A 13769-nucleotide genomic window follows, 5' to 3' on the forward strand; every position below is an offset into this window, starting at 1 on the left:
TAAATCTTACTTTCAAGCTCCACTGTACTTGCCAATGAACTGAAACATTCAAAAAGCAATACTTTTGAGCATTTTTTTCTTTATCGAGCGCAAAGTTAATAATTATTTTCTAATTTTGCAGCCAATAGAGGTATTAAATTATTTAAAAAATCGCTATATAATTTCACTGGGCTATATACATTATATATAATAAGCGCAGTTTGCTATATACACTTTGCAAAATAAGATAGTTAGAAACAAGAAACATACAATCGGACATTAGGAATTAAACAATTAACAAACAGAAACTATGGGAAAAATACTAAATGAGTTCAAGGCATTCGCCGTAAAGGGTAATGCGGTTGATATGGCTGTAGGTGTGATTATCGGCGGTGCATTCGGAAAAATTGTTACTTCTATCGTTAATGATATCATCATGCCTCCTATCGGATGGCTCATCGGTGGTGTCAACTTCAGCGACTTGAAGTTTGAGCTGCCTGCAGTAGATCTCGGAATGGAAACGATGAAACCTGCTACCATCAATTACGGTGCATTCATACAAACCATCATCGACTTCACCATTATCGCCTTCTGCGTGTTCCTCCTCGTGAAGGGCATAAACAAACTGGCAAACCTAAAGAAGAAGGAAGAGGATATTAAGCCAGAACCCACACCTGAAGAGCCGAAACCAACCAAGGAAGAGTTGCTTCTCACAGAGATTCGCGACTTATTAAAAGAAAAGAGATAAACCAACGTACCAAAGATAAAAAAACGCACTGACAAACAATACGTTACAACACGCATCGCTTATCTTAAAAGCATAAAAGAACGCTGACAAGACATTACTTGCCAGCGTTCTTTTTGTTTATATATATAGAAGAGTTTGTGTTGGTCAAATCTAAGTTTGACTCTATTGTTGTCGATGCAAAATTAATCATAAATTACGCAATACACAACCCCACTTTTGTCGATATGGGCACAAACGTCTTCAATTATAGCATAAGTGTACGAAAATAGTGATTAAACTGCTTAAAAACAATTATTCAGTGAGTACTATTTTTACTACTTAGTGAGCATAACCTTGCGTGTCACGGTCTCACCCGCCACAACAGCCTTCACCACATATATGCCTGCAGGTACGCCGTTGAGCGAAACGGTGTCGCCATTTGCCTTTGCCACTACAGCTCCAGCAGCCGACACGAGTTCCACCGACTCTACGTTCTCGCCAGTCACGGTGAGTTCGTTCTCACCCTGGCGCATTTCGATACGTCCTACAGTGTTCTCGTTGATGCCAGCAACTGCGATGAGGAACTTGGTCACGCCACCTTTCACGCTCTTCGACTTCACTGTATAGTAAACGTCAACGCGGATGGTGTGCTGCTGCTTGTCATCAGTTCCGAAGTCGTGAGTGAATGTTGTCTCAGCCACTTTCTCCGTATTCTTCTTCGCATTGTCGATATAGACATCGTAACCATCGATAGGCAGTACTTTAGGCTGCGCAGTCTCGAGTACAAGACCAATCATCCAGTTGGCAGAGACACCAGTAGATGTGATCGAACTCCACGACTCGCCATCAAGCGTATAGATATCCGAGTAGCCTTCCATCGGCGCATTTTTATCCAAAGCGATAGCAGGCTTGTCCGGCGTAACATCGTAGCAGTCGACAGCCAAGCGATAAGAAGCTCCGTTCTCTACCACGATAGGTGCTGAAAGTTCCACTTCGTTCCACTTACCCACAGTGTAGTCCTCCACTGCTGTCTCGTTGATTATCTCGTCATCCTTATACACGTATATGGTGTATGTTGCATCTGTAAGCGGATAGAAACGCGCCTTCTTCATCACGTAGCCTGTGCGCCCACGGAATGTCTTCGACGGATATACCGCGCCAACCATCAAGCCGTAGTTGTTGTCGGCTGGTGCGGTGACGCTCTGGCTTGATGGCGAACCTGAGCAATACTGCACTTTAACGACATCGCGGTCGAGCGGCTGCTGCCATGTAGCCTTTACAGCCGAAGCCGAAACGGGAGCTACTTCCACTCCACTTACAGCCTGAAGCTGACTGTCGTCGGGTGTCACGTCGAGCTGAACGATGGTCTGCTCCGACTCAACGCTGTTTGCATATACAGCACTCACACCAAGCGCATGTGAACCCTTCTCCACCGAAGCAACGGTGAATGTCTTCGCGTCAGACGAACCGACCTTCTTGCCGTCTACATATATATTATAGCTTGCCACGTTGTCTTTCGTGAGGTCGGCACCCACCGGTGCTACAGTAGCATCAATAGCCCATGAAGCGGCATAGAGGACATTTTCTGCCTCCATGATGTCGCCAATCGATTCAAAGTCGTCATCGGTAGTAACGCGCAGCAGGTCAGACTTACCCCTCACTGCATGAACATTGTCGAGAGCCGAGATGCGCTTCGATGCTGTTGTCACAGCCACCTCTACAGATACGAGCAGATCGTTTGCTGGCACGTCCTGCGGTGTTGTGAGCGTAACGACATTGCGCTCGCCATAGTTCAGCTGCTGCGTCACGGGCTGTGTGTAGAACTTCTGAAGCTTGCCAGCTGCGTCACGGGTGTAGAGATTAATCTTCCAGCCACCCTGAGCCTCCATCGGATAGAAGCCTACGGAGGTGAGCTTCTGTCCCTTGTATGCACTAAGTGTTACTGCATCAAAAGCAATGGCTGTCTCGTAGCTGAGGTTAGCGTACGACAGCCCAAAGGTCTCAAGCTGTGCATCGTCTGGAGCGAAGTAGGTGAGCTGTCCGAAGTTGGTAGCTGGGTTGTTCCACTCCAAGAAAACAGAATTGTAGCCGTGCTGCTGCGCAAAGAAGCCTGTCGGCTTAGAGACTTTCTGTGCTTGCACGGTAACGGTAGCTGTCTCGCTGTCAGCCGACTCAACATCGCCGTACACTGCCGTAACCTGATACTTGTGTTCGCCTACCGGCACACCAGCATCTACAAATCCTTCTGCCGTAACAATGTCGTTGCTTACTTTGTCTCCGTCACGATACACCTTATAGCCAGTAATACCTGTAGCTGCAACGTTCGGCTTCCATGTAATCTTCACAGAGTTGAGTCCAGACATCTGCTGTGCCTTCACGCTTACTGGAGGCATAGCCGAGAAGAGCGGACTGCCGAACTTCACAATCATCGACTGCGACGAAATAGCGTAGTTGCCGTCCGAATCCTTGTTATCGTTGTAGAAGAGGAAGCCCATGATATGGTCGTTTACCGACACAGATGTGGCGCGTGTCACGTTGTAAAGGGTTTCGCCGTCCGAATCCTTCGGCGAGTCTGGATTGACGAAAACATGATAGTCGGCGAGGTTCACACCTTTCTCCTTCAGATACTTGTATGCGAATGTGCCTTTTCCGTTTTGGTATATATAACCCAAATTGTTGTCCTCACACATTACAGTGCCATGGTTGCTAATGTCAAAGAAGTCGAGGTCATCCTTAGTACCTGCCGGAAGTATTGCCGTCTTCCTGCCCGTCTCCATGTCGTAGATTGCCCATGCTCCGTGTATCTTGTCTGCTCCGCCTGCCTCTTCGTCGGTCTGCCAACCGCCGAAGTAAAGCAATTTTTTGCCATCGGGCGAGAACTTCTTGCCCACGCAGAACGGCGACTGCTGGTCGGAGAGTGTTGTGAAGTTGCCGTCGGGTCCCCAGAAACAAGCCTGGCGGTTCTTGTTCATAATCCATCCGGTCACGTATTGTCCGTCAGGCGATATAGCGTAAGGCATTGCTATTTTCTTGTTATCTTTCAACTGGCGGAATATCTTACCGTCCTTCCACACATAACCCGAGTAGTTGCTGCCTACAGCCACGTTACCAGTGATATAATGTCCGTCGGGCGATATGCCAGCTGCGCCACTGCTGTTTACTGCGTCGGACGGCATCTCAAGGCGATTCCAGCGGTCGTTGCTCCAATAGCCGGCGAGCTGTATCGACGCTCCGTTCTTCTTGAAGCTATTGTCGGTGTACACACCTACTACGATACCATCGTTAGAAACGCCATACGCTTGCGATGGCGACGAGGGGTTGAGCAGATCAATCTCACCGCTCTCAAGGTTCCAACGGAAGCCGTATGCTTCATTGCTGGCATCGTAGTACATGCCACAAGCCCACTTACCATTAGGTGAGGCTGACATAATGTTATAGTCGGAGGGTGTGACCATCACGAATGGTGCGGTCTGCGCGAACGCTGCGCCACTGAAGAGTAGCGATGCAAGTAATGCTTTTGTTTTCATTTATTGTTTATTATGGTTATATTCATAGTGAAGGGAGCGCACCAAGTTTAGAGGCGCGCTCCCTTTGGTTTCAAAATATGAGTTTTTATCTCTTCACATTGTACTTGTAGAGGTTCTGCTTGCCTCCCTTCTCTATACATATTATATATATAGAAGCAGGAAGCTGTGCGAGGTTTACGCTACGTACGTTCTGCTTAGCATACACCTTTGCGCCAGCAGCTGAGTAAACGGACACGTTTGCAGCCTCGCTGAGCTGAACAAGATCATGTGCGAAGGTAGCCTTCACTGCACCGTCTACAGACACAGCGTCCACTCCGTCAGGGACCTCAATATCTGTAATCTTCACGGTGATGGAGTTAGAGTAAGCCTTGCCGTATTTATAGCTTGTGATAACATAAAGCTCTACCTCATCGTCCATAATCTGCACCTTTGCAGTATTCACTGTCGGATCCTTTGTCTCTACGTCTGCCAAGCCTTTACCTACGAAAGCCAGGCTATTCTTTACGAAACCAAGTTCTTCAAGATTTTCCGGGTTCTTCCATTCAAGGTTGGCGTAGTATTCAACCCTCTGACTCACAATAGAACCAATTCTCTTCACTTCACCACTTACAAACTTAAGATCAGTAACGGCAGGAAGTTCCTTTGCGAGAGCCACATTCACGTCCATCGGTGTTGTGCTGTAGTAGCCCACCCACTCTGAGTCGGCAGTAGGATTTGCTATCTCGCCGTTTGTTAAAGCGAACAACGGCTGAACGAAATAGGTGTACGTGCTATTCTTCAGTTCCTTGTCCTGATATGTGCACTGCTTGGTTGCAGGGTTCATAACGTCAGCAAGTTCGAGAGTATCGAGAGCCACACAGTCGCGATAGACAACAAACTTGCAACCGTGTACGAGTCCTGCCTGCGGAGTGGTAAACTGAAGGTTAATGGTATTATTGAGTGTCTTGTCGGGTGTTGCCGAGAGCAGCATCATTGATGTAGCGTCCTTCAATCCGCTGAAGTTGCGATAAGTATTCCGCACGGTAAGACCCCATTTGTTCCATTGCTCCTTAGTGGCATTATAAGAGTATTCGCTGACATCCATAAGGTTCATATTTCCACCCACCGGCACATACTCGGTCTTCGTATCTGGTATTTCAGTACCTTTACTATCGTAGCGATACTTCATATGAAGCGTGAGCACGCCGTCGGTGTATGTCCATACCTCGCGCTGCTTTGGCTTCTTCACTTCACCCGACACGGTGTACTGATATTCTTCTATCTTATTGCCGTCGGCATCGTATTTCAGGTCGGCTTCAAACTCATAGTACTTTCCGGTAGAAGAATAATGAGTAGCTCTACCCTCTTCGTAACTATAGGTTATCTCCTGTGCAAGTTTCTTTGTCTGCTTGCTGTAAGATGTAACCTTAGCCAACGTACCGTCATCGTTGTATGTGTACTTGTTGATGCGCATTGATGTGGTGTCGGTAGCCAGTCTGCCCTGAGCATCGTAGGTATAGCTCTCGCAGTTGTATGTCTTATGGAAAGCGAAATCGCCGTCATCATAGTCGCCCCACTGATACGAGTCCTTGTTTGTCATCTTGCCATCAGCATCAAAGACAGACTTAATGATGTTGGTCAACGAGAACTCGTCAGAATAGCCTTCGTCGGTATATTTACGACCAAAGGTTGAACTGCCTACCAGCTTGTTGTCGGTGTTGTAGTAATAATACTCGCGCTTCGAGTCAAGATCTTCGGGCACATCACCCATCTGACTACCAAGCGTAACCGACTTTACCAAGAAGCGATTCTGGGTTTCTACGTTCTGTGCAAAAGACTGTGTTGACGAGCCAAGCATCATCGCCAAGGCTGCAACCGAATAAAGTAAACGTCTTTCCATAATACTGTGTTTTTATTGATTATTAATTATTTCGTTGACAAGTTGACGAATTGATATGTCCACTTGTCTACTACGTGCAAAGATTGTGCAAACCGAATGCAGAACATCAAGCTTGCTTGAATGTTATGCTGAGGTGCAGCCTATCTTATTGCAAAGATAATATTAATTTTTCAAAGCCAAGACTATTTATATCTATTTTCTACGAAATTGTTGCGTATATTTGAAAAAAACCGTACATTTGCAAGCAATAAGTGGTACGACACCTATAATATAATACTTTTACCACCCACTTTTTAAAAATAACGTAACTAACAAATAAATAATAAACAAAAATATATAACATGAGAAAAATCTTACTCAGTATCGCTTCCCTACTGATTTTCGCAGGAAGCATCAACGCCACAAACATTGGCTACTCGAAAGACGACATTGATAAATTGAACACATTCCGCCTCGGCAGCAGCCATAAGCAGGGCCAAGCAATACGCTTCAGCCACGCCAAGTTGCAAGCTCTTAAGGGCAAGACAATCGACTTTGCAGAGTTTGTAGTAGGCAGCAAGAATACGACAGACAACAAAATAAACGTATTCCTCGCCACCACACTCACAGGCACACCGATTGCCGAGGGTACACTGGAGGTAAAGAGATCACTCACAAAGGTAAAATGGACACTCGACAAGCCATACACTATCACTGGCGAAGAGGAGTGTCTGTACATCGGCTACACAGCTGAAATTGGCACAACATACAACCTTCTCATATCGGACAAATCGTACGACATCGAGGGCTGCAACTTTGCATACAACAATGGCACATGGGTTGACACCTACGGCATGGACCGTGGTAGCGCGCTCATCTTCGTTAATGCGGAGAATGCGGACGACTACACCGACGTAATCGTAGGTCGCAGCAAATTTGACGGATATTATAAAGCTGGCGAAGAATGTAAACTCACGCCATGCTTCGTCAACACAGGCACAACCACAATCAACAGTTTCGATGCCATCATTGATGTTGATGGCAAGACAACCACAAAACACTTCGCCGACCTCAACATCGAGCCGAAGGAGGGCTACAGCTTCGACCTCACAGACTTAGACACAAGCAAAGAGGGCAAGCGAGACATCAACGTCACTATAGCCAACGTGAACGGAGCTAACAAGGAGGGTGACACTTCCGACAACAGCCTTACTGCGTCACTTTTCTTCTATCCGAAGAACATGGAGCGTTCACTGCTGCTCGAATCATTCACAAGTCAGACCTGTTCACAATGCTTTAGAGGTCATCTGAATATCGCAGATGCCATCAAGACTTCAAAACAAGACATCATTGAAGTAGCCCACCACAGTGGCTACGACCCCGACATATTCACGATGCAAGAAGACATTAATTACCTGTTCTTCTACCCAGGAAGTGGAGGTACGTTCGCTCCTGCAGCTATGGTAAACCGCCACACTTACGCCAATATTAGTTCATCACCAATCGTACAAGCGACATCTACAAACAATGTTCTCTCTACAATCTATAATGCAGCGACAACAAAGCCGTACGTCTCGTTCAACCTCGAAACAAAATTGAACGAGAGCACACGCGAGCTGAAAGTTAAGGTGCAGATACTGGCACACACCGATGCGCCTTCAAAGCAGTCTGTATTCAACCTCTTCCTCGTGCAGGACGGCATAATTGCATCACAAACAAATGCTGGAGAAAACTATACTCACAACCACACATTCCGCGGAACGGTGACAGGCAATGCATGGGGTATGCGCGTGAATGACGTGAAGGCTGGACAGATGTTCACATGGGAGAAGACCATCACTATACCCAAGCAGATTCACTCAAGCTATTATACCGACGAGACTAAGAACAACATCAAGGCTGTGCTTGAGGACATGAGTGTAGTAGCCTATATGGGTTCGTTCGACCAGAACGACAACACCAAGCATACTATCTACAACTGCTGCAAGGCACGTCTCGGCGAATCGTACAAGCAGGGTGGTTTCAATGTAACTACAGCCATCAACGAGCCCGAAGCAGAGCAGACTCTGAACATCTTCGTAAATAATGGCAAGGTGTGCGTAGAGGGCGACTACAGCCGTCTGTCAGTATATAACCTCGCAGGTGCGCAGGTGGAGAACGCCGCTCTTGCCAAGGGTGTGTACATCGTAAAGGTTGTAGCTGGTAGCAAGCAGACCACAAAGAAGATACTGGTTAGATAGACCGTATTACACATAATAAAACAAGGTGTATCATGCGCAAGCCATACATATATATAATAGGTGCATCTATGTTGCTCGCGCCCACCTCCATGTGGGCGCAAGCATCCTTGTCGCCACGTACTGCCGTAGCACTTTCAAACACAAACGAGCAGAAGGCGCACCACTCAAAGCTCAAAGCCCAGAACTCAAATCTCAAGACTCTATACGTAACCATCGACCCTGCACGCACATCGTGGCAGGCACTGGGGCTGACACCGGTTGCTCTGCACGCCAACACCGCAACGGTGCGCCTCTCAATCGACGCGCTTCAGCAGTTGGCTAAGCAGGAGGGTGTAGAGTACATACAGCTGACATCGGGCGCAAGCCAAATGCTCAACCTCGCACGCCAGGAGGCTGGCACCGACCAGATACTCAAGGGCACCTCGCTGCCGCAGGCTTACACCGGCGAGGGCGTAGTGGTGGGCGTGGTTGATGCCGGCTTCGACTACATGCACGCTGCGTTCCGTCGTCCAGACGACGGACAGTTGCGCATAAAACGTGTTTGGGAGCAAGGCACCCAAACGCTCGACGGTGCTACTGCACCAACGAAGTACGGCTACGGCATCGAACTGAACACACCAGAGCTGATTGAGAAGGCGCAGGGCGACAGCGACACCAACTCGCACGGCACGCACGTGGCAGCCATTGCTGCCGGCAGCGACGCATACAAGGAGGGGGCTTACGTGGGCAACGCGCCCGATGCGGACATCGTGCTCGTGGCACTCGACCTCAACGAGAGCACCAACGCCGACATCAGCAACGCCGTGCAGTACATCTTCGACTATGCCGACGAGGTGGGCAAGCCGTGCGTCGTGAACCTCAGTTTGGGCAATCAGGACGGACCGCACGACGGCACTTCGACGTTCGACACCATGACCGATGCCATGCAGGGACCTGGCCGTCTCATCGTGGGTGCAGCCGGCAACCACCGCACCGACGCGTTCCACATCGACCATACATTCGCCTCTACAGCTGACGCTCCGCTGCGCACATTCGCGAAATACAAAGTTGCGCCGTCCAACTCTGTCTCGGGCGGCACAATAGAGATATGGGGCGAGAAGGGCACCGACTTCACCGTAGACATCGCAGCCTTCAGCACGGTAAACAAGAAGGATGCAGTATCGACTACGGTCTACCCTGCCGAGGGACTGACGGAGACATCGTTCGGCAAGTACGCCACGGGTACATGGAAGGTGGCATCGGAGGTTAGTCCGCTCAACAGCAAACCGCACGTGGTGCTCACATCCGCACTCACCGGCATCCGCAACAACTACGCCATAGCACTCACCATCACGCCGAAGACTGCGGGCAGAGTGAACATCTGGTCGGACAACACGTACCTCGCACTGGAGTCGCGCGACATGGAGGGTTTCTCGGCTCCCGACGCCGCTTCGTCTACGCTCTGCGAGATTGGCGGAACGGGCAAGCGCATCCTCACCGTCGGCTCGTACACCACGCGCAACGAGTACACCACGAACAGCGGACAACAGGCTACGCTGCAGGAAACCATAGGCGACCTCAGCTCGTTCTCGAGCTACGGACCAACAGTCGACGGACGCATGAAGCCGAACATCACTGCGCCTGGTTGCTTCATAATCTCGGCGGTATCGAACAACGACGCATCTGGCAATCTGATGTACGCTGAGTACAACGAGAACTTCGGTCGCTACAACCAATATGGCTACATGCAGGGCACATCGATGGCATCGCCGTTCGTGGCAGGCATCGTGGCTACATGGCTGCAGGCTTATCCGCAACTCACGCCCGAACAGCTGCACGAGATTGTGCAGGCTACGGCTCGCAAGGACAACTTTACCACTACGGCACCCGACAGCAACTGGGGATACGGCAAGATTAATGCGCTCGACGGACTGCGCCAGTGCATCGAGAAGCAGACGGCGGGATGCGAGCGTATTGACATGCCGTTCGACGGTACGGTACGCATCACCGACGGCAACATCCTCTTGGGCTTCGCACGCAATACGAAGGCTACGCTGAGCCTCACAAGCATGACTGGCAGCATGGTCTTCACCAAAGAGCTCGGCAACCGCTGTGCCGGCGAGACACTATCCATCCCTATGCCGCAGTTGGCTAAGGGCGTGTATCTGCTCAGCGTAAAGACTACTTCTGCTACGAAGACCTTCAAGTTTGTCTTGCAATAATCGCATACATTGTCTACATAAAAGTGTAGAATAGTTCTACAACTGTTCCACACTTTTCTACATTTTATCAAACCATGCCAACGCACCTAAACAAACAGTAACAACTGATATTCAACCACTTACGCAAAACCACACTTTTTCTGGCACACCGATTGCATTTTATTTAGTGAACGACGCAACGAACAACAGTTCGAAGCAGAGTTCCACAGATAAACGCAATATTAACAATTTAAAATTTAAAGCATATGAAGAAGTTAGTTTTTGTAGCTCTCGCAGCTTTCGTAACAGTATCAGTAAGCAACGTATTTGCAGGTAGCTCTAAGGCAGAGCTTGGTTTGGGAATGCCGGTCGACACAACCGTTGTGGAGACTCCCGACACTCCGGTGGTAGACGACCAGCAGACAGAAGCAATGTTCTCTGACTCTACCGACTCTGTCGACCCTGCCGCACAGCTCTTCTCAAGCGTAGTGCTCTCTGACTCTACCGACACTGATACAACAGGTACAGAGGCACCGGCTGTAGTGTAAAGAAGAGAAGAGAAGGTAATGATTTCAGACATAAAACAACACTAAATCCTTTTTTAGCCTGCATCGTTCTTGTGCGAACAAGAATGGTGCAGGCTTTTTTCGTAAAATAAAATAAGAGATTTTGCGTTATAATATATAAGAATAAGATATTACAGCACATATATGTTCAGCACCAGAATAAAAATACTTGTAGGATACGCCTTGCTCGCCGTCGTGTTGGTGTCAGCCACATGGATGGTTTACGACAACACACGTTCGTTGTCTGCCGTCAACGAGGCATCGGAGCGGCTGATGGCTCGCCGCGACATTGTCGACTCGCTCGTGTTCACGATGCTCGAGACCGCCAATGCCGAACGCTCTGTGCTGCTCGGCGATGCCGGCAAGTGGCAGCGCTTCGACGAGGCTCTTAACAGTTCGGCTGCCAACGCCATGAGGTTGCGCCCACTGCTTATGGACACGCTGAAGCAGCAACGACTCGACTCACTCATTACGCTGCTAAAGGCGAAACGCGAAAACACGCTGCTCGTTATGAAGGAACTGAACAACGACTGCCGCGATATCTACTACAACAACAAGTTAGAGGCACTGCATAGCGGACGCGACTCTATAGTTATCAGTCCGCAGACGAAGGAACGCCACGAACAACACGAGACGGTGTATGAGGTAGTGAAGACGAAGCGTGGCTTCTTCCGACGCTTAGGCGATGCCTTCCGCAAGCAGCACACCGACACCGTGAGCACCACCCGACTGACGCATCAGCCGTCTACCGCCACCATCAACCACCGTCTGAACATTGCCGACTCTGTAGCTAACGTACTCGCGGAGATACACAGCGAGCAACAACGCGCAAGCGACAGGAAGCAGAATGCCATCAGTTCGCGCAACAGACAGTTGCAGCGAGTAAGTATTCAGCTGACGAAGCGCACATGGCTACTGATTGAGGATATACAGAGCGATGAGCACAACGCACTGCAGCGTGTTGTGGGCAAAGCGATGAGTTCGCGGCGTGCAATGATTGTGAGGATAGCGGTGTTGGGTCTGCTTGCCATCCTCTCGGCAGCGATACTCGTGGTGTACATCCTGCGCGACATAAAGCGCGAACGCCGCGACCGCCAGCGCATCATCGAGGCGAAAGCGGAAACGGAGCGCATCATGCAGCAGCGTGAGCGGCTGCTGCTCACCATAACGCATGACATTAAGGCTCCGGCTGCGTCTATAGCCGGCTTCATCGACTTGCTCAGCGAATATGTCGACCAACCGAAGGCGGTGGGATATCTGCAGAACATATCGGGCTCGGCGAAACATCTGCTGCAATTAGTGTCGGCACTGCTCGACTATCACAAGCTGGAGAGCGGCAAAGCGGAACGCCACGAGGTGAGCTTCGCACCGGCTGTGCTCATCAGCGAGTGTGTGGCGCAGATGCAGCCGCAGGCTATGGAAAAGAAGCTGAAGTTGGCAACTGATGTGCTGGTGACGGAGTCGATGCTCTGCCGATCGGACGCATTCCGAATCAAACAGATTGTGAATAACCTTGTGGGCAACGCCATCAAATACACCGACAAGGGCGAGGTACGTGTCGGCGTGAACATCGCAAACCGACAACTCAGCATAAGCGTGAAGGACACGGGCTGCGGCATGACACCCAGCGAACTGCAAACGGTGTTCAACGCTTTCACACGTCTGCCTGGCGCACAAGGCAAGGAGGGCGTGGGACTCGGACTGACCATCACGCGCGAGATTGTGACGCTGCTCGGAGGCGAAATAAACGTGCAGTCGGCAAAGGGTAAGGGGTCGACATTCACCGTGAGTCTGCCCGTGAAGATTGTCACCAATCAGGGGGTGCACTTGTCTCCGCTCGGCTTCAGCCGCTTGCCAGAGCAAGAAGTGCACCAACAAAGCAACAAGTGCACCAACAAAGCAACAAGTGCACCCACTAAAGGCAAATCTCAACACCTCAACACCTCAACATCTCAACCCACGATCTCCGTGGTGATAGTAGACGACGACCGCCTGCAGGGTCAGCTCCTCACGGAGATGCTGCAACGCATCGAGGGCATCAGCTTCAACACCACCACGACCATACACGCCAGCGAGGCAATAGCCATTGCCACGAAGTCGGCTCCCAACATCGTGTTCACCGACATAGAGATGCCGGAGATGAACGGCAGCGAGATTATGCGACGCATACGCAATAACGCCGAGGTTCAGCAACGATCATGCACTACGAAGTTCGTGGCGATGACAGCGCACGAGCAGAGCATCATGCCACAGCTACGCAGCGACGGCTTCGATGCCTGTCTGTTCAAGCCGTTCTCGGTGCAGACACTCGCCGCCACAATCTGCCAACTCACGGGCGTAGCAGTAAGAGTATCCGAGAATTCAAAACTCAAAACCGCAGGCGAAGCCGAGAATAATTCAAAACTCAAAACCGCAGGCGAAGCCGAGAATAATTCAAAACTCAAAATTCAAAACTCAAAACTCCGAACCGCCCTCCTCCCCTTCACCGATGGTGACCCTGAAGCAGAGCGACAAATCATAGGCGACATACGCAAGTCGATAGAGGAATATTTAGAGATGATTGGCGACGGTTCAGACCCGGAGCGCATTGCGAAAGCGGTACACAAAGCGATGCCACTGCTCGAAATGCTCGAACCAGGCAAGAACGAATGGCTCGCGCCCCTCCAGGGGGTGCACTTGTCTCAAGTGCACC

Annotated in this window: 7 protein-coding genes; 5 read left to right on the plus strand and 2 right to left on the minus strand. The window is 49.9% G+C overall.

Annotated features, from left to right (window positions below):
• Positions 1-289: 289 nt before the first annotated feature.
• Positions 290-727 carry a large-conductance mechanosensitive channel protein MscL gene (mscL, locus tag HMPREF0673_RS10175; protein ID WP_007901820.1) on the plus strand — a complete coding sequence of 146 codons (438 nt, stop codon included), beginning with the start codon at positions 290-292 and terminating at the stop codon, positions 725-727.
• Between the two features lie 314 nt (positions 728-1041).
• Here the strand turns inward: mscL and HMPREF0673_RS10180 are convergent, their stop codons facing one another.
• Positions 1042-4233 (minus strand): T9SS type A sorting domain-containing protein, encoded by a 3192-nt coding sequence (locus HMPREF0673_RS10180; protein ID WP_007901822.1) that lies wholly within the window; start codon positions 4231-4233, stop codon positions 1042-1044.
• Between the two features lie 85 nt (positions 4234-4318).
• Positions 4319-6112, minus strand: a complete 1794-nt coding sequence (locus HMPREF0673_RS10185; RefSeq protein WP_007901823.1) for a hypothetical protein — start codon at positions 6110-6112, stop codon at positions 4319-4321.
• Positions 6113-6453: 341 nt separating this feature from the next.
• On the opposite strand from HMPREF0673_RS10185, the gene HMPREF0673_RS10190 reads away from it, so the two are divergent.
• The 4 genes from HMPREF0673_RS10190 to HMPREF0673_RS10205 form a co-directional block, all read left to right on the plus strand.
• A complete protein-coding gene (locus HMPREF0673_RS10190) occupies positions 6454-8331 on the plus strand; it encodes an Omp28-related outer membrane protein (protein ID WP_007901824.1) in 1878 nt (625 codons plus the stop codon).
• A gap of 32 nt (positions 8332-8363) precedes the next feature.
• On the plus strand, positions 8364-10532 hold the full coding sequence (locus HMPREF0673_RS10195; RefSeq protein WP_007901826.1) for a S8 family peptidase: 2169 nt from the start codon (positions 8364-8366) through the stop codon (positions 10530-10532).
• A 245-nt stretch (positions 10533-10777) separates the two neighbouring features.
• Positions 10778-11059 carry a hypothetical protein gene (locus HMPREF0673_RS10200; RefSeq protein WP_007901827.1) on the plus strand — a complete coding sequence of 94 codons (282 nt, stop codon included), beginning with the start codon at positions 10778-10780 and terminating at the stop codon, positions 11057-11059.
• A gap of 162 nt (positions 11060-11221) precedes the next feature.
• Positions 11222-13769: hybrid sensor histidine kinase/response regulator (locus HMPREF0673_RS10205; RefSeq protein WP_007901829.1), on the plus strand; the 2548-nt coding region annotated here is incomplete at its 3' end.

It is taken from the genome of Leyella stercorea DSM 18206 (assembly GCF_000235885.1).
Taxonomy (GTDB): domain Bacteria; phylum Bacteroidota; class Bacteroidia; order Bacteroidales; family Bacteroidaceae; genus Prevotella; species Prevotella stercorea.